The organism is Ectorhizobium quercum, assembly GCF_026552795.1.
Taxonomy (GTDB): Bacteria; Pseudomonadota; Alphaproteobacteria; order Rhizobiales; family Rhizobiaceae; genus Ectorhizobium; species Ectorhizobium quercum.
Genome location: NZ_JANFPI010000001.1, coordinates 579,686 through 599,136 on the forward strand (window position 1 = coordinate 579,686; position 19,451 = coordinate 599,136).

Annotated in this window: 19 protein-coding genes; 9 read left to right on the forward strand and 10 right to left on the reverse strand. The window is 66.1% G+C overall.

What is annotated here, in order from left to right; genetic code table 11:
* Positions 1-69 precede the first annotated feature (69 nt).
* A complete protein-coding gene (locus NOF55_RS02605) occupies positions 70-1,170 on the reverse strand; it encodes a glycosyltransferase family 2 protein (RefSeq protein WP_306409750.1) in 1,101 nt (366 codons plus the stop codon).
* 250 nt (positions 1,171-1,420) lie between these two features.
* Between NOF55_RS02605 and NOF55_RS02610 the strand changes: the two genes are divergently transcribed.
* Positions 1,421-1,939, forward strand: coding sequence for a hypothetical protein (locus tag NOF55_RS02610; RefSeq protein ID WP_306409751.1), 519 nt, complete (start codon positions 1,421-1,423; stop codon positions 1,937-1,939).
* 88 nt (positions 1,940-2,027) lie between these two features.
* Complete coding sequence (locus NOF55_RS02615; protein WP_370868879.1) at positions 2,028-2,903, forward strand: transporter substrate-binding domain-containing protein; 876 nt, start codon at positions 2,028-2,030, stop codon at positions 2,901-2,903.
* A 35-nt stretch (positions 2,904-2,938) separates the two neighbouring features.
* Here the strand turns inward: NOF55_RS02615 and NOF55_RS02620 are convergent, their stop codons facing one another.
* The 3 genes from NOF55_RS02620 to NOF55_RS02630 all read right to left on the reverse strand — a co-directional run bounded on the left by NOF55_RS02620 (position 2,939) and on the right by NOF55_RS02630 (position 5,039).
* Positions 2,939-3,607 carry a S24 family peptidase gene (locus tag NOF55_RS02620; protein ID WP_306409753.1) on the reverse strand — a complete coding sequence of 223 codons (669 nt, stop codon included), beginning with the start codon at positions 3,605-3,607 and terminating at the stop codon, positions 2,939-2,941.
* Between the two features lie 239 nt (positions 3,608-3,846).
* A complete protein-coding gene (locus NOF55_RS02625; RefSeq protein WP_306409754.1) occupies positions 3,847-4,494 on the reverse strand; it encodes a response regulator in 648 nt (215 codons plus the stop codon).
* Positions 4,495-4,634: 140 nt separating this feature from the next.
* Positions 4,635-5,039 (reverse strand): hypothetical protein, encoded by a 405-nt coding sequence (locus NOF55_RS02630; protein WP_370868922.1) that lies wholly within the window; start codon positions 5,037-5,039, stop codon positions 4,635-4,637.
* 114 nt (positions 5,040-5,153) lie between these two features.
* On the opposite strand from NOF55_RS02630, the gene NOF55_RS02635 reads away from it, so the two are divergent.
* Positions 5,154-5,516 carry a DUF952 domain-containing protein gene (locus NOF55_RS02635; RefSeq protein ID WP_306409756.1) on the forward strand — a complete coding sequence of 121 codons (363 nt, stop codon included), beginning with the start codon at positions 5,154-5,156 and terminating at the stop codon, positions 5,514-5,516.
* Positions 5,513-6,598 (forward strand): quinone-dependent dihydroorotate dehydrogenase, encoded by a 1,086-nt coding sequence (locus tag NOF55_RS02640; RefSeq protein ID WP_306409757.1) that lies wholly within the window; start codon positions 5,513-5,515, stop codon positions 6,596-6,598. Before NOF55_RS02635 ends, NOF55_RS02640 begins: the two co-directional genes overlap by 4 nt.
* A 66-nt stretch (positions 6,599-6,664) precedes the next feature.
* Here the strand turns inward: NOF55_RS02640 and NOF55_RS02645 are convergent, their stop codons facing one another.
* Complete coding sequence (locus tag NOF55_RS02645; protein WP_306410179.1) at positions 6,665-7,123, reverse strand: CAP domain-containing protein; 459 nt, start codon at positions 7,121-7,123, stop codon at positions 6,665-6,667.
* A 39-nt stretch (positions 7,124-7,162) separates the two neighbouring features.
* Positions 7,163-7,429, reverse strand: a complete 267-nt coding sequence (locus NOF55_RS02650; RefSeq protein WP_306409758.1) for a DUF6460 domain-containing protein — start codon at positions 7,427-7,429, stop codon at positions 7,163-7,165.
* A gap of 168 nt (positions 7,430-7,597) precedes the next feature.
* Here NOF55_RS02650 and NOF55_RS02655 point away from each other — a divergent pair, with 168 nt between their 5' ends.
* The 5 genes from NOF55_RS02655 to pdeM all read left to right on the forward strand — a co-directional run bounded on the left by NOF55_RS02655 (position 7,598) and on the right by pdeM (position 13,232).
* Positions 7,598-8,536, forward strand: a complete 939-nt coding sequence (locus NOF55_RS02655) for a class I SAM-dependent DNA methyltransferase (RefSeq protein WP_306409759.1) — start codon at positions 7,598-7,600, stop codon at positions 8,534-8,536.
* Between the two features lie 135 nt (positions 8,537-8,671).
* Positions 8,672-9,310 (forward strand): YitT family protein, encoded by a 639-nt coding sequence (locus NOF55_RS02660; protein ID WP_306409760.1) that lies wholly within the window; start codon positions 8,672-8,674, stop codon positions 9,308-9,310.
* Positions 9,311-9,409: 99 nt separating this feature from the next.
* Positions 9,410-10,021 carry a YitT family protein gene (locus NOF55_RS02665; protein WP_306410180.1) on the forward strand — a complete coding sequence of 204 codons (612 nt, stop codon included), beginning with the start codon at positions 9,410-9,412 and terminating at the stop codon, positions 10,019-10,021.
* Positions 10,021-12,510 carry a ligase-associated DNA damage response DEXH box helicase gene (locus NOF55_RS02670; protein ID WP_306409761.1) on the forward strand — a complete coding sequence of 830 codons (2,490 nt, stop codon included), beginning with the start codon at positions 10,021-10,023 and terminating at the stop codon, positions 12,508-12,510. The genes NOF55_RS02665 and NOF55_RS02670 overlap by 1 nt, the downstream gene beginning before the upstream one ends.
* Positions 12,507-13,232 (forward strand): ligase-associated DNA damage response endonuclease PdeM, encoded by a 726-nt coding sequence (pdeM, locus tag NOF55_RS02675; RefSeq protein WP_370868880.1) that lies wholly within the window; start codon positions 12,507-12,509, stop codon positions 13,230-13,232. Before NOF55_RS02670 ends, pdeM begins: the two co-directional genes overlap by 4 nt.
* Here pdeM and NOF55_RS02680 read toward each other — a convergent pair whose 3' ends face one another.
* The 4 genes from NOF55_RS02680 to NOF55_RS02695 all read right to left on the reverse strand — a co-directional run bounded on the left by NOF55_RS02680 (position 13,233) and on the right by NOF55_RS02695 (position 19,212).
* Complete coding sequence (locus NOF55_RS02680) at positions 13,233-13,670, reverse strand: universal stress protein (protein ID WP_306409762.1); 438 nt, start codon at positions 13,668-13,670, stop codon at positions 13,233-13,235.
* A gap of 10 nt (positions 13,671-13,680) precedes the next feature.
* Complete coding sequence (locus NOF55_RS02685) at positions 13,681-14,499, reverse strand: TIGR02186 family protein (RefSeq protein ID WP_306409763.1); 819 nt, start codon at positions 14,497-14,499, stop codon at positions 13,681-13,683.
* Between the two features lie 3 nt (positions 14,500-14,502).
* A complete protein-coding gene (locus tag NOF55_RS02690; protein ID WP_306409764.1) occupies positions 14,503-15,423 on the reverse strand; it encodes a sulfite exporter TauE/SafE family protein in 921 nt (306 codons plus the stop codon).
* Between the two features lie 180 nt (positions 15,424-15,603).
* A complete protein-coding gene (locus NOF55_RS02695) occupies positions 15,604-19,212 on the reverse strand; it encodes a peptidoglycan-binding protein (protein ID WP_306409765.1) in 3,609 nt (1,202 codons plus the stop codon).
* Between the last annotated feature and the right edge of the window lie 239 nt (positions 19,213-19,451).

Here is a 19,451-nt window from a genome sequence, read left to right on the forward strand (position 1 = left end):
GTTGACCGTGATGGTCGGAAGATATTTTTACCGAAATTTTAGGTTGCTTTGAAAATATTATGACGACCTTCAAGGCGAGGATGCCGGCGCGTGCGGCGTCTTGCGCCAGAAGAACGGTCTGCGGACCAGTTCGGGCAGGGCGCGCCAGGCAGCGAAGGAAAGCGCCAGCCAGTAGAAGGGCAGAAGAAGCTGGCGCCATCCGACGGCGCGCCGCTCCCGTGCCGTCATGCGCTTCATGCCCATCTGCCGGATGATCCAGTAGCTGCCTAGCACGTTGAAGATATCGACGGCCAGAATGATGCGTTCCATTCCCGTCAGCGGATGCCCGCCGATGAGGTCGTGCAGCGTGTGGACGACGAGCACGATGATCAGGGGATGGGCGAGCGACGAGAGCAGCATGCCGCCGATCAGAAGATGAAAGACCAGGCTGGCCTTCAGGCCGATCTCGCGGGGCAGGGCGAAAGGCGCGCGCATCATCACGAGCCAGGTCTGCATCCAGCCCTTGTACCAGCGGGTGCGCTGGTTCAGCCACACCCGTCTTCGCACCGGCGCATCCTCGATGGTGGGGCGGGAAAGCACGCCGCTGCGATATCCGAGCCGGTGCAGGCGCAGGCCGAGATCCGCATCCTCGGTCACGTTGAACGGGTCCCATCCGCCAACGCGCCTGAGGACATCCGTCCGGAAATGGTTCGACGTGCCGCCAAGAGGCAGCGGCAGGCCCGCGCGGGCCAGCATCGGCAGAAGCGAGCGGAAAAGCCCCGCATATTCCAGCGCGAAAAGCGCGCTGACAGCGCTCTCCTGCGCGTTGGCGATGTGCAGCGGAGCTTGCAGGCAGGCAAGCCGTTCCGGTGCCGACCGGAAGCGGCGGTAGGCTTCCCGAAGCTGGCCGGGATGAGGGCGGTCCTCGGCGTCGTAGATCACTGTGAATTCGCCGCGCGCGCCGGCGAGAGCGTAGTTCAGCGCCTTGGGCTTGGTGACGGGCAGCATGGGCGGCACCTCGACGATCTCGAAGGCTGGACCCGGGTCCGCGGCCTTCAGCGCGGCAATCGTGGACAGGTCGCCCGCTTCGCAGACCAGCTTGATGTCCAGCAGCGAGGCCGGCCAGTCCAGCTTCGTCAGGGCGTCGACCAGTTGGCGAGCGACGGCGCTTTCGCGGTGAAGAGCCACCATGACGGTATAGACCGGCAGCCCGGCATCGTCGGGCGTTGGCGGTGCCGGCGGCGTCGCCGCGCCACGGATCGCGGCGGCGCGGATCAGCAGGGCGGCGCAATAGAACAGTGAAAGAAAGGCATGCAGCCAATCGCCGGTGGCCAGCGGCGCCAGAACCAGGGCGCTGGCGAACAGGGTGATGGCGATTCCCGCGTAGAAGCCTTGCAGGCCCCATAGCGTGACACGGGCGGAAAGATGGGGAGCGGAAAAGATGCGTCACCGTTTCGCGCACCCGTCTTCGTTCGCCGGCCGTCCGCACGGCATCGCGGAGCGCGCGGCGGCCGGTCGCGGCCAACGCCCGGCGGGCATCGGGAAGCCCGTCGAGCAGCGCCGTCAGCTCGAAAAGGCGCCGTGCCTGCGGAACGATGACGATGAGCGGCGGCCGGCCGGGCGGATGAAGCCGCACCATTTCCGGTTGGATGAGCTGCGTGTCCAGCCCGGTTCCATCGGCAAGGTCGTCGGGATCGAGACACGGCAGAAAACGAATGTGCAGGTGGCGGGCAAGGGCGGCATGGTAATCGTTCTCCCGCACCCCGCTTGCCAGCAGCTCATCCTCGATCGTCGCGCCGCTTCGGGCCGCTCGCGCGGCCATGAAGGCGACCAGCGAGGCACCGTAGCCGATGGCGACGAGAATGGCGGCTTCGGGCGCAAGCGCATCCGGCAACGGAATGGTCGCCGGCTCTGCCGAAGATTCATGCGGCATCGCGTACGGGGAGACGGAGTGGAATGAATCCCCGGATTTGCCTTGCCGCATGAGTCTGCTAACCTTGCCCTGACGGTCTGCTACCGGGTTCCCCTCATGATTGTGAATAATAGGTATGAAATTACATTTTGCATCCCTTAAATATAAGGGGATCGGATTTCTTTCCGCAGCGCTTGCGGCCATTGCCGCGACGACCGGCGCAGCGCCCGCGCAACCGTCTGCAGCGCCCGGCATGCCGCTTCTGTTCGACGCGCGCGAACACCTGCCCCTGCCGGACCTGTCGGCTTATCCGCGCCTCCGGTTCCTGACGACGACCGATTTTCCGCCCTTCAGCTTTGCCGACCAGAACGCCCGCCTTGCCGGTTTCCATATCGATCTCGTGCGCGAGATCTGCGCGGTGCTGGCTCTTCAGGCCCGATGCCAGATTCAGGCCGTCCCCTTCGACGAGCTGGAGACGGATCTTTCCGCCGACCAGGCCGAGGCGGCGGTGGCGGCCGTTGCGGTGACGCCGGAGCGGCGCGAGCGTTTCGGCTTTTCCCGGCCCTATATGCTGCTGCCTGCCCGTTTTGCCGCCGTGAAATCGGCGGTGAAGCCAGGAGGCACCGTGCCGGAACCGGGCTGGAAGGTCGGTCTGGTGAAGGCGACCGTGCATGAGGCGATGGCGAAGGCATGGTTCCCTACCATGCAGTCGCAATCCTTCGACAGCCAGGGCGACATGCTCGAAGCGCTGAGGCAGGGCACGATCGATGCCGTCTTTTCGGATGCCCTGCGGCTGTCCTTCTGGGTTTCCGGCGGCGCCTCGCAGGAATGCTGCGTGCTGGCGCCGGGGGCCTTCCTGTCCGAGCGGTTTCTGGGGGAAGGGCTTGCCATCATGGTGAAGCGGCAGGACAGGGTGCTTGCCGCCGCCTTCGACCATGCGCTGGCGGAACTCGTGGTCACGGGCCGGCTCGATGACATTTATCTGCGCTATTTCCCGCTCGGCCTTTTCTGAGCGGCCGGTGCCGGACGCCTATTGGCTGGTGACGCCTACTGGCTGGCCCAGATGATGCGGGCCACCCATTCGACCTCGCTCATGTCGAGGGTGCGGTTCGGGTGTTCGGGATTGAGCGAGACCAGCTCGATGGTCCGGGGCGTCTGGCGCAGCAGCACCTTTGCCATGACCTCGCCTTCGCGCGTCTTCACCACGACACGGTCGCCGCGCCGCACCTGGGCGCTGGGCTCCACGATCAGCACGTCGCCGTCGCGGTAAAGCGGCTGCATGCTTTCGCCCTGAACCTCCAGCGCATAACAACCCGTGCGCCGGGCGGGATCGGCCGGAAAATCGACGATATCCCAGCCCTGGCCGGCGGGAAAACCGCCGTCGTCGAAAAAGCCTCCCGCGCCGGCCTGCGCGAAGCCCAGAAGCGGTATGGCGCTGGTCTGGGGCGGAAAGGCGCCGTGCGGCAGGGAGGCGTCGCGACCGTTCGGAGGGGCGATGCGGCTGAAGAATTCGTCCAGGCTCGCGCCCGTCGCCTCCAGAACCTTGGCGATCGATTCGGTCGAGGGCCAGCGCAGCCGTCCGTCGGGGCCGAGCCGCTTGGACTTGTTGAACGCGGTGGGGTCGAGGCCCGCCTTGCGGGCGAGGCCGGACGGGGTCAGCTGATGGTTTTCCGCAAGGGCGTCCAGCGCATCCCAAATCGTCTCGTGCGAAAGCATTGTCGCCCACTCCCCACCCCGGCGCCGTTCCGGCGCAGCATAAATTCCTGCGGGCCGAATGCGACGGCGAGCCTCAGGCCGCCTTTTTCGCGCCGATGCGCCACGCATCCCGGCGAAAAATCCTCGAAACGGAAAGCGTTGCGGGCAGAACCGGGACCCGGCACGCAGGTCGCTGGAAGATTAGCGGCACTGCGGGGACGAGTAAAGAGGGAGAGGAATAAAATCCTCTCCCTGTCCGCTCAAGCGACCAGCGCCATGTTGATCTTGCTGAGCTGGATGACGGCCTGGGTGCGGCTGTCGACCTTGAGCTTCAGCAGGATGGCCGAGACATGCGCCTTGATGGTGGCTTCGGAAACGCCGAGTTCGTAGGCGATCTGCTTGTTCAGCAGGCCTTCGCGCAGCATGTTCAGAACGCGGTTCTGCTGCGGTGTCAGGGTGCGCAGGCGGGTGATCAGCTCCGCCATGTCCGGGTCCTGTTCCTGGGCACCCTTGTAGGATTCGGGCGTGGCGATATCGCCTTCCAGCACGGTGCGGATGCTGTTGCGGATATCCTCGATGCCCGACGACTTGGAAATGAATCCCGAGGCGCCGAGTTCGATGGCGCGGTGGATGGTGGTCGGATCGTCGGTCGCCGAAACGATCACGATCGGCAGGCCGTAGAATTCGGCCCGCAGCGACATCAGGCCCGAGAAGCCGCTGACGCCGGGCATGGCCAGATCGAGCAGCATGAGGTCGGCGTCGCAGTGATCCGCGGCGGCCTTGCGGGCGTCGTCGAAATCGCCTGCCTCGACGATCGTGACACGGCCCTCGATGCCGTCGACGGCCTGCCGCAGGGCGCCACGAAACAGGGGGTGATCGTCGGCGATGATGATGGTCAATGCAGCCATTCCGGTGTTCCCTCCCAAGAACGTGTTTACAATCCCGCCAGTCGTTTCTCTTTAACCGGGTATGGAGTTTTATACAATAGTCCGGGGTTGCGGCCTGTCATATTCACGGTGCTTAACCGTGAAACCTTGGGCCAGGCGTGTCAGGTCCGGTCGGGTTGCTGTTGCCGGCCGCTGAATTCTTCGACGAGGTTCATGAATGCCCGCATGAACCGTTCCATGATGGAGATCGACTTGTCGATTTCCGCGTCGCTCGGCAGGGGTGAGCGGGACGAAGGCTCCCGTCCTTCGAGGGCGGCGACGCGCTTTTCCAGACGATCCAGCTCGGTTTCGAAAGCCTGCTTCTCGTCGGCGGCCATCCGGCAGGTCAGGGTGCCGTCCGCCAGCGTGCAATAGGACATCGCGCCGGTCTGCCGGTCCATGCGCACGAAGCCCTCCTCCGATTTTTCCAGCACGAACCGGTCGGCCCGGATATCTTCCGCCGGTTGTGCCGGTGCGGCGGCCGGGACGAGGGCGGCCAGAAAGGCAAGGGTCGCGGCGCTGCGCATGGTTCGGTCCTCCTCTTCCGCCCGCTCGGCCGGCATGGCCGTTTCGGTCATGGACATGGCCTGCATTTTGCGGCAAACGGGGCGTCATATTCAATCGTTCCGAGGAAGGCCGCCATGTCCGAGCGCCCATATCCTGCCGTCGTCTACAAGATCGTTCCCGCCCCGCTCTGGGATGAGGCGCGGCAAAAGGGTCTTTTCGAAGGCGCGCCGGTCGATCTGGCCGATGGATTCATCCATTTCTCGACGGCTGCGCAGGTGAAGGAAACCGCGGCCCGGCATTTCGCCGGCCAGACGGATTTGCTGCTGGTGGCGGTCGATGCGCGGGTGCTCGGGGAGGCACTCGTCTTCGAGCCCTCGCGCGGCGGCGACCTCTTTCCCCATCTCTATGCCTCCCTGCCGTTCTCGGCGGTCCTTTCCGAAACCGCCCTGCCGCTCGGCGAGGACGGTTTGCATATCTTCGCGGAGACTCTCGCATGACCAGTCTTTTCAAGCTTGCGCGCCCGGGCCTGTTTCTCATCGATCCGGAAATCGCCCACGGACTGACGATCAAGGCGCTGAAGGCGGGCATCGTGCCGTCCTGCCGGCCCGTTTCCGATCCGCGCCTGGCGGTGACGGTGGCGGGGGTGGACTTTCCCAATCCGCTCGGCATGGCCGCCGGCTTCGACAAGAACGCCGAGGTGCCGGATGCGCTGCTCAGGCTGGGCTTCGGCTTTGCCGAGGTCGGCACGCTGACGCCGAAGCCGCAGGCCGGCAATACCCGGCCGCGCCTGTTTCGCCTGCCGGCGGACGAGGCGGTCATCAACCGCATGGGTTTCAACAATGAAGGCCATGCTCCGGCGCTCGCGCTGCTGAAGGCGCGCGCCGGCCGGCCGGGCGTCGTCGGCGTCAATATCGGCGCCAACAAGGACAGCGCCGACCGCATCGCCGATTATGTCGAGGGCATTCGCCGCTTCTACGCCGTGGCGACCTATTTCACGGTCAACATTTCCTCGCCCAACACGCCGGGCCTGCGCGATCTCCAGGCGCGCGACAGCCTTGCCGGCCTGCTTGCCGCGGTGCTGGCCGCCCGCGCCGACGAGGCCGGCAAGGCCGGCCGGCATGTTCCGGTTTTCCTGAAGATCGCGCCGGACCTGACCCCCGAAGGGCTGGACGACATCGCCGCGGAGGTGCGGGAACACGATCTCGACGGCCTGATCGTATCCAACACCACACTGTCTCGCGAAGGGCTGACGGACCGCACGGCCGCGAAGGAAGCCGGCGGCATGTCCGGCAAGCCGCTGTTCGAACGTTCGACCGCCGTGCTGGCCGCGACCCGAAAGCGCGTCGGCCCCGACCTGCCGATCATCGGCGCGGGCGGCGTGTCGACGGCGGCCGATGTCGTCGCCAAGGTCAGGGCAGGCGCCGATCTCGTGCAGCTCTATTCGATGATGGTCTACGAAGGGCCGGGCATCGCAGCCGCCATCCTGAAGGACCTGCCGGCCCTGCTCGACCGTGAAGGCGTGTCCTCGATCCGCGACCTGCGCGACCGTGACGTGGAAAGCCGGGCGGCCCGGTTCTGATCCGGCGCTCCCGCCTCAGAGCATTTCCGGGCGCAAAACTGCTTCACACTTTTGCTGGAAATGCCTCTAGCGCGAAAGCACCATCGCCCAGTAGGGGCGATTGCCGCTGGCGGGATCGCGCGCCACCGCCACGCCGAGCGCGGTGTAGGATGGGCCGAGCATGTTTTCGAGATGGCGGGGCGAGGCGATCCACGCCTTGACGGCCGCATCCGTCGCCTGTTGCCCGGCGGCGATGTTTTCGGCCGCCGGCAGCGGCACGTTCGCAGCCCGCATGCGTGCGCCGAAACTGTCGCCGAGCCCCATCAGATGCTTCATCTGGCCGTTGGCCGCCATGCGCCGGGCCTGGTCGAGTGCTGCCGCCCGCGTCGGCTGGGCCGCTGCAAGCGCCGGCAATCCCTTGCTGGCGCGCAGTTCGTTCACCGCGCCGAGCGCCTCGGCGGTCCGGTCTTCCGCGGTTCCGGTGAAGGAGCGCTGCGGCTGCATGCCGGTGCAGGCGACAAGGGCACAGAGCGAGCCGATGGCCATGACGGAAAGGGCGCGGCGGGAAAGGCTGTGCGGCACGGGTCAGCGCCTGTAGCTCAGGATGCGCAGGATGACGAAGACGGGGATCACCACCGTCGCGCCGATCACCAGATAGCTCCACACCTCGCCGAGCGCCTCGAAGCCGCGATACCACAGGCCGAGGAAGAATCGGTGCAGGCCGTTGAGAATATCCATCGGAAACACGCCGAAGAAGGCCATGACGAAGCCGACGACGAGGGAAACCAGCACCAGTTTCACGATGGTGCGTAAAGGCGTATCGCCCAGAAAACGGTTCAACTGATCGGACATGCGCTGCTTTCTCCTTGGTTTCGGAGAGATAGGCCCTCGCGACCTGTGCGGCAAGGGGGGAGAGGCATCCGGCGTGCCGGTTTCAGCCGCCTTGAAAATCCCTCTTGCTTTCGGCCGCGCGATTGAGCATGGAAGCGCACCCTTTCCCTTGTGTTTCAGGATATCGCAATGGTGCCGGCCAGCCTTTCTTCGGGCGATCTTCTCGCAGACCGCCGCGCCGCCTACGCGAAACTGCTGTCCGGTGACGGTCTCTTCGCCGAGGCGGCGGAACTGATGGAACAGGCGCTGGAACTGGCGCCCGGATGGCGCGCCGGCTGGTTCCAGCTCGGCGAATACAGGGAAAAGGCCGGAAACCGCGACGGTGCGGTCGAGGCCTATGCCCGCGTGGCGCAGGGCGGGGGCGAGGACATCTTCGGCGCGAACCTGAAACTGGCCGTGCTCGGCGCGGCGGACATGCCGGCCCGTCCGGAAAGCGCCTATGCCGAAAGCCTGTTCGACGACTATGCCGATCGTTTCGAGGAGGCGCTCACCGGAAAGCTCGGCTACGATCTTCCGGCGCTCCTGGCGGAGCGCATCGCGGCCCACGGTGGCGGCAGGCAGCACTTTTCCCTCGTCGCGGATATCGGGTGCGGCACCGGGCTGGCCGGGCCGGAAGTGCGTCCCCTTGCGGAGCGTCTCGAAGGCTTCGACATTTCCGCCAACATGCTCGCCAGGGCCCGCGAGAAAGGCGTGTACGACCATCTCGGCCGCGCCGACCTGTCGCTGTCGGTGGAGGAAAGCGGCCTGTTCGCCGCCGGCCTGCCGCGCCGCCGCGCCGATCTCGTGCTCGCCGCAGACGTCATGATATATCTCGGCGATCTCGATGCGGTCTTTGCGCTCGCGGCCGAACTGGTGAAGCCGAACGGTTTCTTCGCCTTTTCCGTCGAGACGGCGGAAGAAGGCTATGTCTTGCAGCCGTCGCTGCGCTACGCCCATTCCGAGGCGCATGTCGGCGGGCTTTTCGCTCGCCACGGCTTCGAACGTCGGCTCTTCGAGCGCGTGACCCTTCGCATGGACAGGGGGAAACCGGTCTTCGGCTTTGTGTTTATTGCGGAAAGGACGGGTTGAACGGATCGTTTCTTGCTATTTTGCGCAAGCGAACCCGATAGGTCAGCATTGCTGACCGAACCGTCTTGAAAACCGGGCCGGCTCACGGCACAATCCGCCCGTACTTGCCTTGGAAACGAAGCTGGAGAGCCGCATATGCCGCAGTTGAGCAAGGTACCGGGATTCTGGAACACCAGCCCGACCCATCATACCGCGACGGAAGATTTCCAGGGCCTGCTGACGGGAGCGATGGTTTCGTCGCTCGGCTTCTTCCTGCTTGCCAAGGCGGGGCTTCTGACCGGCGGCACCGCCGGTGTCGCCTTCCTCCTGCACTATGTCACCAACACCAGTTTCGGCGTGTGGTTCTTCATCGTGAACCTGCCGTTCTACTATCTCTCGATCCGCAAGGTCGGATGGGATTTCACCATCAAGACCTTCGTCGCCATCGGGCTGACGTCGCTGATCACGGAAATCCAGCCGCACTTCCTCGGTCTCGACCGGCTGAACCCGGTCTGGGCCGCCGTTCTTGGCGGCCTTCTTCTCGGCTACGGCCTGCTGGCGCTCTATCGCCACCGGGCGAGCCTCGGCGGCGTCGGCATTCTCGGCATCTATCTTCAGGATCGTTTCGGCATCCGCGCCGGCCTGGTGCAGATGATCTTCGATGTCGGCGTGCTGGTTGCGGCCTTCTTCGTGGTCGATCCCTATATCGTCGCCTGCTCGGTGCTTTCGGCGGTGGTCATCAATCTCTTCGTTGCCATCAACCATCGCAAGGACCGTTACATCGTCCTGAAATGAAGCGGGCTTGATTGACGTATCGGAGCCGCTAAAACGGCAAGGGACCTGCCTGAAGGCAGGATTCGGAGGTACGTCTTGTCCGAGAAGAAAATCCTGAAGATGATGCTGGAGTCGACGCCGGTCCGCCATTCGCTGGCGGAGGACGCGCAGGCGCTGGTCGTGGGCGCCATGCTTTCGGCGCTCGGGGTGGCACTGCTGAAGAGCGCGGGGCTGCTGAGCGGCGGAACGGCGGGCGTGGCCTTCCTGGCCTATTACGCCTTCGAGTTTCCCTTCGGCGCGGCCTTCTTTGCCATCAACCTGCCCTTCTACTATCTCGCCTGGAAGAAGGTCGGGCTTTCCTTCACCGTCAAGACCTTCATCGCGGTGACGATCACGTCGCTGATGGCGGAAGCACTGCCGCGCTACATCGGCTTCGGCTTCCTCGATCCGGTGGTTGCCGCGCTGTTCGGCGGCGTGCTGCTCGGGAACGGCATGCTGGTCTTCTTCCGCCACCGGGCGAGCCTCGGTGGTTTCGGCGTTCTGGCGCTCTGGCTTCAGGATCGCTACGGCATCCGGGCCGGGCTGGTCCAGCTCGGTCTCGACCTGATCATCCTCGCGACCTCCTTCCTCGTCGCCAGTCCCCGCATCGTCTTCGCCTCCGTTCTCGGCGCCGTGGCGATCAACCTCGTGCTGGCGGTCAACCATCGCCGCGACCGCTATATCGCCGTCTGATGCCGGAACAGGGCGCGCTCCTTCCGACGATTTTCGAACGCTGGTTTGCGGAAAAGGGCTGGTCGCCCCGGCCGCATCAGCTTGCGTTGCTCGAACGCGCGCGCGCCGGGCAAAGCACGCTCCTGATCGCGCCGACCGGGGCGGGCAAGACGCTGGCCGGTTTCCTGCCTTCGCTGACGGCCCTGACGGAGCGGGGCAGGCTGCCGCCGGGCAGTCCGTTCACCGGCATCCACACGCTCTACGTCTCGCCGCTCAAGGCGCTCGCCGTCGATATCGAGCGCAATCTGATGAAGCCCGTATCGGAGATGGGCCTGCCGATCACCATCGAGAACCGCACCGGCGACACGCCGGTTTCCAAGCGCCAGCGCCAGAAGCTCAACCCGCCGGATATCCTGCTGACGACGCCGGAACAGGTGGCGCTGCTGCTGGCCAACGGTCAGGCCGGGCGGTTCTTCCGCGATCTCGAATATGTGGTGCTGGACGAGTTGCACGCCCTCGTTACCTCCAAGCGTGGCCACCTGCTTTCGCTCGGGCTGGCGCGCCTGCGCCAGATCGCGCCCGGCCTGAAGACGATCGGCCTGTCGGCGACCGTTTCCGAGCCGATGGAGTTGCAGCGCTGGCTGGTCGGCCAGCCGCGGGACGGCGAGGCCCATGCCGGCCTTGTGACGGTGAAGGGCGGCGCGAAGCCCGATATCTCCATCCTGTCGACGGAAGAACGCATCCCCTGGTCCGGCCATTCGGCGCGTTACGCGGTGCCGGATATCTACGAAACGCTGAAGCGCGCGAAGATGGCGCTCATCTTCGTCAACACCCGCAGCCAGGCGGAAATGCTGTTTCAGGAACTCTGGAGCATCAACGACGACAACCTGCCGATTGCGCTGCATCACGGCTCGCTGGACGTGGCCCAGCGCCGCAGGGTCGAGGCGGCGATGGCCGACAATCGTCTGAGGGCGGTCGTCGCCACATCGACGCTCGATCTCGGCATCGACTGGGGCGACGTCGATCTCGTCCTGCATGTCGGCGCGCCGAAGGGGGCGAGCCGTCTGGCCCAGCGCATCGGCCGCGCCAATCACCGCATGGACGAGCCGAGCCGCGCCATTCTCGTGCCCGCCAACCGTTTCGAGGTCATGGAGTGCCGCGCCGCGCTCGACGCCAATTATCTCGGCGCGCAGGATACGCCGCCGATCGGCGAGGGTGCGCTCGACGTTCTCGCCCAGCATGTGCTCGGCATGGCCTGCGCCGAACCCTTTGTGGCGGATGCACTCTACGCGGAAGTCACGACCGCCGGGCCCTATCGCGGCTTGCCGCGCGAAACCTTCGACCGGATCGTCGATTTCGTCGCGACCGGCGGCTATGCGCTGAAGACATACGAGCGCTATGCGAAGATCCGGCCGAATGCGGACGGGCTGTGGCGGATTTCCAACCCGGCGGTCGCCCAGACCTACCGGCTCAATCTCGGCACCATCGTCGAGGCGCCGATGCTGAACGTGCGGCTGGTGAAACATGGCGGCAAGGCCCGCTTCGGCGGCCTGTCGCTCGGCAAGGTCGAGGAATATTTCCTCGAACAGCTCGTGCAGGGCGATACGTTCCTGTTTTCCGGCAAGGTGCTGCGCTTCGAGGGCATCCGCGAGAACGAGTGCCTCGTCAGCCAGGCCTTCTCTTTCGATCCGAAGATCCCGGCCTATGCGGGCGGCAAGTTTCCGCTCTCGACCTTTCTGGCCGATCAGGTGCGCGCCATGCTCGCCGATCCCTCAAGCTGGAGTAAGCTGCCGCAGCAGGTGCGCGAATGGCTGGAAATCCAGCGGCTGCGCTCCATCCTGCCGAAGCGCGGGGAATTGCTGATCGAGACGTTTCCGCGCGGCAGCCGTTTCTACATGGTCGCCTATCCCTTCGAGGGCCGGCTGGCGCACCAGACGCTCGGCCTGCTCCTCACCCGGCGGCTGGAGCGCATGGGCGCCCGTCCGACCGGCTTTGCTGCTACCGATTACTCGCTTGCCGTCTGGGGGCTCGAAGACATGGAGGGCGTCGATTTCGGCGACCTGTTCGACGAGGACATGCTGGGCGACGATCTCGAGGCGTGGCTGGCCGAATCCTTCATGCTGAAGCGCACCTTCCGCAATTGTGCCGTTATTGCCGGCTTGATCGAGCGGCGGCATCCGGGCAGGGAGAAGACCGGGCGGCAGGTGACGGTCTCGACCGACCTCATCTACGACGTTCTGCGCAGCCACGAGCCGGATCACATCCTGCTCGAGGCGGCAAGGCGCGATGCGGCGACGGGGCTTCTGGATATTGCCCGTCTTGGCGCTATGCTGAAGCGAATCAGGGGCCATATCACCCACAAGGCGCTGACGCGTGTCTCGCCTTTGGCCGTGCCCGTGCTGCTCGAAATCGGCCGCGAGCCGGTGACGGGCAGCGCCGAGGATGCGGTTCTGGAAGAGGCGGCGGGCGATCTGGTGGAAGAAGCATTGAGGATAGAGGACGAGGCATGAACCGCATGGTTCTGGCGGAAACGTTGAAGAGGGCGGCGCCCGAGAGCGGAGCGGCGATCACGGTCGCCGGCACGCGGGCGGTTTGCGAGCCTACCGGCGCGCTCTGGTTGCCGGAATTCCGCCTGCTCGTCGTTTCCGACCTGCATCTGGAAAAGGGGGCGGCTTTCGCCCGCCGCCGCCAGTTCCTGCCGCCCTACGATACGGCCGCGACCCTTGCCCTTCTGGAACAGGCCGTCGCCCGGCGCGATCCCGACATCGTCGTCAGCCTCGGCGACAGCTTTCACGACCGCATCGGCTCGTCGCAGCTTGCCTTCCCGTTTCGCGAACGGCTTTCATCGCTCGCGCGCGGACGGCAGTGGATATGGATCAACGGCAACCATGACCCGGACGGCGTCGAGGGGCTTGCGGGCGAGGTTGCCGATGAAATCGCGTTCGGGGCGCTCGTCTTCCGGCACGAACCGAAACCGGGCCGGGCGCGGGGCGAGGTGGCGGGTCATCTCCATCCCGCCGCCGCCGTCACCCGGTGGGAAAAGACGGTGCGCCGGCCCTGTTTCGCCTGCGACGGGGAGCGGCTGGTCATGCCATCCTTCGGCGTCATGACCGGCGGCCTCGACCTGCGCCACAGGGCCTTCGGCGGCCTCTTCGACCCTGCACGGCTGACGGCCCACCTGCTCAATGCGGGCCGGGTCTATTCGGTGCGGTACGGGCGACTGTCGGGATGATCACCGGTAGACGATGACCGGCACCGTGGATTCGTTCAGGACACGCATCGTCACGCTGCCAAGAACCAGCGCGGTCAGCCCGCTGCGCCCGCGCGAGCCCATCGCGATCAGGTCGCAGCCGGCCTCGTCGGCAGCCTGGACGATGCTGCCGGCCGCATCGGTTCCGTCGGCGACAATGCTTTCCACGGCAACGCCCAGTTCCTCCGCCCGGCTTTCGGCCTCGCCGAGAACCGCCTTGGCTTCGTTATGGGCGATTTCGAGGAAATCCGTTCCCATGCCGGCAAGCTGCACGTTCTCGACGGACACCAGCGGCTGCGGTTCGACGATGGACAGGAGGGTTACGCGGGCGCCGAGGGCTTTCGCCAGTTGCAGGCCCTGCTCAACGGCCTTGGCCGACAGGTCGGACCCGTCGGTCGGGATCAGGACATGGTGATACATGGCTTTCTCCTCAATCCTTGCGGAAGATCAGGCTGGCACCCCAGCCGGTTGCGATGGCGAGGAACACGCAGAAGATGCCGTAGAGATACGGGGTCTCGTGGGCGGCTTCGGTGATCGCCTGCTCAAGGCCGGTCTTCACGACGCGCAGGGGTAACGTCCGGCCCGTGACATAGGTTCCGCTCTTGAACAGGTAGGCCTTTACCGTATGCACGCCGTCGGGAATGTTGGCGGGCAGCCGCAACGTGGCGCGAAACAGGTTGGAACTGACGAAGCGGACCCCGTTCGTGTCGCGCTGGTAGAGGCCGTGCGTTTCCTTGAGGCGGCGAAAGGCGTCGCGGAACTCGCCGAGGCGCGCCGCCGCGCCGCCGAACGCCGTCGGATTGAGCGCCATGTAGTGGAAGCCCGCCCCCACATCAGCAAGCACCTGCGGTCTGGCGATGTCCTCCAGCGCCCGCGTGCTGGCGAGCGAATAAGATTCCGGAACCGGCGCGAAGGCCATCGACTGGGTGTTGATCCACACCCCCATGACGCGTTCCTTGCGGCGGATCGTGGCCGGGGCGAGGGGACCTTCCAGCGTCACGATGATGTCGTACTGGCCGATGGCGAGCAGCAGCGCGTCGGGATTGCCGAGCGCGCCGAAGACGGTGAGATCGGCGCCGCGGAAATCCGAGGTGATGGCGATTTCGCTGGTCGAGGTGCCGATCTCGATCGTCTCGCGCGGGCTGTCCGGCATCTGGAACGGTACGAGCGATTGTGCCGCCGCCGGAAGCGCCGCGGCAACGGTGAGGCCGAGGGCGAGAAGGACGTTTGCGAGGCGGCGTGCGGCCATCCGTCAATATCCTCCGATTGCGATGGAATAGACATCCGCCGGGGTGACGACGAGTTCGATGGCCAGGCGAACGCCGACGGCAAGCACCAGCAGTGCCAGCAGCGCACGCAATTGTTCGCCGCGCAGCTTCTGCCCGACGCGCAGGCCGTATTGCGCGCCCACCACGCCGGCGCTCATCAGGATGAAGGCGAGCACGACATCGACCGAGTAGTTCGTCGCCGCCTGCACGATGGTGGCGTAGGCGGTGGTGAAGATGATCTGGAACTGCGAGGTGCCGACCACGACGTTGGTGGGAATGCGCAGCAGGTAGATCATGGCCGGAACCATGATGAAGCCGCCGCCGACACCCATGATCGAGGTGAGGATGCCGATGATGAAGCCGAGCGCGATCAGCGGCAGGACGCTGAGATAGATGCGCGATTTCTTGAAGCGCATCTTGAAGGGCAGGCCGTGTACCCAGTTGTGCTGGCCGGGACGCTTCAGCGACACGGGCTGGTTGCGGGCGGCCTTGCGCAGGGCGGAGATGCTTTCCATCAGCATCAGGCTTCCGATGATGCCGAGCAGGATCACGTAGAGCAGCGAGATGATCAGATCCAGCTGGCCGAGCCGTCTCAGCCAGGAAAATATCCATATCCCGACGGTCGCGCCCGTCAGGCCGCCCACGAGCAGGACGGACCCCAGCTTGGCATCCAGCGTGCCGCGCCGGAAATGCGTGATGGCGCCGGACATCGAGGAGGCGATGACCTGGTTGGTGCCGGTGGCGACGGCCACGACCGGCGGCACGTTGTAGAAGATCAGCAGCGGCGTGATGAGGAAGCCGCCGCCGACGCCGAACATGCCCGACAGGAAGCCGACGGCAGCCCCCATCCCGAGAATGATGAACACATTCACCGAGAGTTCTGCAATCGGCAGGTAAACGGTCACGGTATCCTCGATACGCCGGTGGACCGGGAATCCGCCGCAGGTCGCAAACGGGAGAGCCGGTTGAAACAAAGGGGCGCAGGAGCTTCCCGCGCCGGGTGATATCTTTGACCGCGCCGACCGGTGTGTCAATCGCCGCGGGGCGGAGGCTCCGGCGGCGAACCCGCCCGTCCGGCCGGGGCCTTACTTGTTGCGTGCCAGAAGCTCGTGGACCAGTCCGTCGGTGATCTTGCCGGTCGGTTCCTGTCCTATGGAGGTCTGGAAAGCCCTGATCGCGGCAACCGTCTTCGGTCCCATTTCGCCGTCCGGCTTGCCGGCGTCGTAGCCGTTGTTGTTCAGGATGGCCTGAATGTTGTGGATCGCCTTCTTCATGTCCACGGAGGCGGTCTTCAGCCCCTTGCCTGCCCACTCGTCCGGCACGATCGCGTCGTTGGACTTGCTGTCCAGCGGAAGCTGCTTCCACAGCGAGGCGCGGGCGCGGGCGTTTTCGAGCTGTTCCGGCTTCAGGGCGTTGGCGACCTCGTCGCGCTTCTGCGCGGCGTCGGTGTCGCCCGCTTCGGCCGCGATGGCGAACCACTTGTAGCTTTCCTCGAGGTCGCGGGCGATGCCCGAGCCGCGGGCATAGAGAATGGCGAGGTTGAACTGACTGTCCGAGACGCCGAGGTCGGCGGCCTGGCGGAACCAGTTCACGGCTTCCTCGAGATCCGGCGCGCCGTTGGTGCCCGAGGCATACATGACGGCCAGGTTGTGCATGGCGCTGGCATTGCCCTGGGCGGCGGCCTTCCGGTAGTAGTCCATCGCCCTGGCGGCGTCCGGGGCGACGCCGGTGCCCTTCTCGTAGAGGTTGGCCAGGCGATATTGCGCCGGGGCGAAACCGAGGTCGGCGGAAAGCTTGTACCAGACGGCGGCTTCCGGCAGGTTCGCTGCAACGCCGTCGCGTCCCTCCGTGTAGCGTGCGCCGATCTCGAACAGGGCGAGCGCGTCGCCCTGACGGGCGGCGTCGGCGAGGCTTGCGGGCTGTATCTCCTCCGGAACGGAGATGGCGGCCTTGTCGGCTTCGGGAACGGCCAGCGACGAGGAAGGGGAACGGCTTTCCTCGTCCGTGGAACCGGCCGGGGCGAGCGGAATGGTCTCGATCGGGCTGGCCGGCGCGCCGGACCCGCCTTGACCGGACGCTGCCGCCGGGGCTTGCCCTGCGGGAGCCGGGGTCGTTTCGCCGGCATCGCCGGGCAGGCTTTGCTCGATGGCCGGACGGTTCGTGTTGTCGACCACCGGCGGCACGCTGTTGCCCTTCAGGAGCGTGTTGACGAGCGGCAGGCTCATGACGACGAGCAGAACCGCGCCGACGGTGAGCAGCAGCGGGCGGCGATAGCGCGCCAGCCTGCCTTCGCCCGACACCGGGGCGGCTTTCGCCTTCCTGCCGGCTTTGGTCTTCTTGCCGGAACCCTTCGCATCCGCATCGTTGCCCAGTTCGCGGGCGGCGGCTTGCGCGGCGCGGCGCGCGGCGGAAATATAATCCGTGCGGCCGCCGTCCTCCGGCTGGCCGTCCCGGGTCTGGCTGGCGCGAACCCGTTCGAGAATCTTCTTCACGTCCGGCACGCCGGTGCCCGGTTCGAGAAGGTCGTCGGGACCGCCGGCAAGCACGGCGTCGTCCGGCGCGATCGGCGGCGTCGGTTCCAGCACCTGGCGGCCCGGCCCGGTCACGGCGGTGCTTTCCCGGGATTTCTTCGCGAAGCGCCGCGTCAGGCTGCCGAGCAGCCCCTTCTTTTCCTGTGCGGCAGCCGGCATTTCCGGCGGACGGATCAATGAGGCGGAATCCCATTCCGGCAGCGCGTCGCGGATGATGGGGCCATCGGTGCCCTGCTCGTCAGCCGCCGGTGCGGGCGTCGCTTGCGCGCGTGCCGGCGGCGGGGCGAAAAAATCGTCGCCCTCGTCGTTGAGGACGGGAACGGCGCTGGCCGTGGCGGGCGCGGCCTCCTCGCGGCGGACGTTTCCGGTGAAGGCGTAGGCGGGCTCGTCGGCCTCGACGGAGACCGCAGCCTGCGTCGCGGTTTCACGCGGCGGAACGGCCGCCGTCTCTTCGCGGGGCGCTTCGGACCTGTCGGAATTCTCGATATATTCGAGGCGTCCGGCGATTTGCAGCAGCGTGTCGTGCAGCGCTTCGAACGTGCGGTGCGTCCGCTCGTCGGAACTGCGCGTCAACTCCTCGAGATGGCGCAGGTCTTCCGCAAGCCCCGTCAGGGCATTGATGTCGGCGGGCGGAACGGAGCCGGCGGTGGCGCCGCCATTGCGCATGAAGCCGTCCAGCACGGCTTCCGCCGCCTGCCGGGCGGCCTCGATGACATATTCGTCGCTGGTGGCGATATAGTCCTCGATCACCGCCATGCGGTTTTCGATTTCAGGCGACAGCGAAGCGGCGGCGGGAGCCTCCTGCGGCTGGCTGATCAGGCGCGACAGGTTGGCGATCTGCGCTTCGAGACCGGCGAGCGCCCCCTCGTCCGCCGGCGCTGCGGCGGTTTCGTCGAGGCGCGCGGCAATGCCGCCGATCTGGCTTTCGAGACGGCGAAGCGCGCTGTCGTCGAAAGCGGCGGCGGGCTGCGGCTGCGTTTCGATCTCGTCGATGCGGCGCGCGAGATAATCGAGACGCTCGGCCAGAACGTCGTTGACCAGACCGTGGTCGAGCGCGTCGATCTTGCGCGAAATATCGGAGAGCGTGCGGGTCAGGTCCGGCGCCTGCTGGGCCGGCTTCTGGCTGTTCTCCAGCAGGGCCGAAAGGGCGTCGAGCCGCTCGTCAAGCCGCGTGGTCGCGCGGTCGCCGGAAAGGTCCTCGATCCGTGCGGCCAGCGTCTCGAGACGCGAATTGAGCGCGATGGCGGGGTCCGGCCGGCTTGCGGCCACGCCGATATCCTCGATCTGCTCGGCCAGCGCGCCGATGCGGTTTTCGAGCCGCTGAAGGAAGATCGGGTCCATTGCCGGCGCGGCATTGCGTGGCGTCGCGGCGATGGCGCGGGAAATCTCGTCCAGCCTGCGGTCGAGGCCGGCGAACTGCTCGGCGACGATCTCGTTGCGCGGTTCGATGCGCCTGCCGAGGTCGTCGAGCGAGGTGGCGATGGACATCATGCGGTTTTCGAGCGTGCGGATCGCCGGGCTGTCGCTCATCGAGCCGAGCTGCGACTTGATGTCGTCGAGACGGTAGGCGAGTGCGACCAGTTCGTCCTGGAGCGCGTCGGTGCTGAAGCCCTGAAGGCGCTCCTCGACGCCGTTCCAGCGGCTTTCCATGCGGCGCACGGACTCCTCGCGGGCGAGGCCGTCCATCATGGCGCGCAGGTCCTCGAATTCGGCACGCAGGCTTGCGGCGTCGTCCGGCTGGGCCTGGCGGCTGATATGGCCGATTCCCTCGGCAAGCCGGGCGAGGTCGCCGCGCATGTCCTCGGCATAGCGGCGGTCGCCGGCCATCGCCTTGATCGTGCGGATTTCGGAGAGAAGGCCGCCGATCTCGCGCGAAACGCCTTCGGAAATATCCTGCTTCAGCTCCTGGCGCAGATCGACGAGTGCCCGGGCAATGTCCTTCATGCCGTTGTCGCGCCTCGGGGCCTCGCTGCGGGCATAGTCGCGCGGGCCCGGCGCGGGGCGCTCCTCGTAATGGCTAGACAGGCGCGGCTCATAGGGATCGGCAGGGCGGGACGGCGTGTGGCCGGCTTCGAGCGCGCGCTGGCGCTGGCGAATTTCGTCGAGCGGATTCGGTGCGCCGATGGCCGGACGCCCGGTGCGGCGCTCGTCGCGTTCACGCATGCGCTCGGGTTCCGCGCCGCGGCGAGGATCGCGGTGGCCGGGACCGTTCATCAGGTCTTCAATTCGCGCCTCAAGGCCCTCGATCGTGCGGCTCAGGGCGTCCAGTGACGACCTGTTTTCGCCGTGGCGGGGATGAGAAGATCGCGATCCGTTCATGTTTCTGCTCGCTTCGACGTTGCCCGGCCAGGACCGGAGGGGCATGCTGTGCAAACCGGCTCTGGCGGGCCGAAAGGCGTAAA

Excerpts from the sequence above, each read along its gene's own strand:
- NOF55_RS02605 (WP_306409750.1), bottom strand. The coding sequence starts at position 1,170 with ATGGTGGCTCTTCACCGCGAAAGCGCCGTCGCTCGCCAACTGGTCGAC.
- NOF55_RS02610 (WP_306409751.1), top strand. The coding sequence starts at position 1,421 with ATGCGTCACCGTTTCGCGCACCCGTCTTCGTTCGCCGGCCGTCCGCAC.
- NOF55_RS02615 (WP_370868879.1), top strand. The coding sequence starts at position 2,028 with ATGAAATTACATTTTGCATCCCTTAAATATAAGGGGATCGGATTTCTT.
- NOF55_RS02620 (WP_306409753.1), bottom strand. The coding sequence starts at position 3,607 with ATGCTTTCGCACGAGACGATTTGGGATGCGCTGGACGCCCTTGCGGAA.
- NOF55_RS02625 (WP_306409754.1), bottom strand. The coding sequence starts at position 4,494 with ATGGCTGCATTGACCATCATCATCGCCGACGATCACCCCCTGTTTCGT.
- NOF55_RS02630 (WP_370868922.1), bottom strand. The coding sequence starts at position 5,039 with ATGCGCAGCGCCGCGACCCTTGCCTTTCTGGCCGCCCTCGTCCCGGCC.
- NOF55_RS02635 (WP_306409756.1), top strand. The coding sequence starts at position 5,154 with ATGTCCGAGCGCCCATATCCTGCCGTCGTCTACAAGATCGTTCCCGCC.
- NOF55_RS02640 (WP_306409757.1), top strand. The coding sequence starts at position 5,513 with ATGACCAGTCTTTTCAAGCTTGCGCGCCCGGGCCTGTTTCTCATCGAT.
- NOF55_RS02645 (WP_306410179.1), bottom strand. The coding sequence starts at position 7,123 with ATGGCCATCGGCTCGCTCTGTGCCCTTGTCGCCTGCACCGGCATGCAG.
- NOF55_RS02650 (WP_306409758.1), bottom strand. The coding sequence starts at position 7,429 with ATGTCCGATCAGTTGAACCGTTTTCTGGGCGATACGCCTTTACGCACC.
- NOF55_RS02655 (WP_306409759.1), top strand. The coding sequence starts at position 7,598 with ATGGTGCCGGCCAGCCTTTCTTCGGGCGATCTTCTCGCAGACCGCCGC.
- NOF55_RS02660 (WP_306409760.1), top strand. The coding sequence starts at position 8,672 with ATGCCGCAGTTGAGCAAGGTACCGGGATTCTGGAACACCAGCCCGACC.
- NOF55_RS02665 (WP_306410180.1), top strand. The coding sequence starts at position 9,410 with ATGATGCTGGAGTCGACGCCGGTCCGCCATTCGCTGGCGGAGGACGCG.
- NOF55_RS02670 (WP_306409761.1), top strand. The coding sequence starts at position 10,021 with ATGCCGGAACAGGGCGCGCTCCTTCCGACGATTTTCGAACGCTGGTTT.
- pdeM (WP_370868880.1), top strand. The coding sequence starts at position 12,507 with ATGAACCGCATGGTTCTGGCGGAAACGTTGAAGAGGGCGGCGCCCGAG.
- NOF55_RS02680 (WP_306409762.1), bottom strand. The coding sequence starts at position 13,670 with ATGTATCACCATGTCCTGATCCCGACCGACGGGTCCGACCTGTCGGCC.
- NOF55_RS02685 (WP_306409763.1), bottom strand. The coding sequence starts at position 14,499 with ATGGCCGCACGCCGCCTCGCAAACGTCCTTCTCGCCCTCGGCCTCACC.
- NOF55_RS02695 (WP_306409765.1), bottom strand. The coding sequence starts at position 19,212 with ATGCGTGAACGCGACGAGCGCCGCACCGGGCGTCCGGCCATCGGCGCA.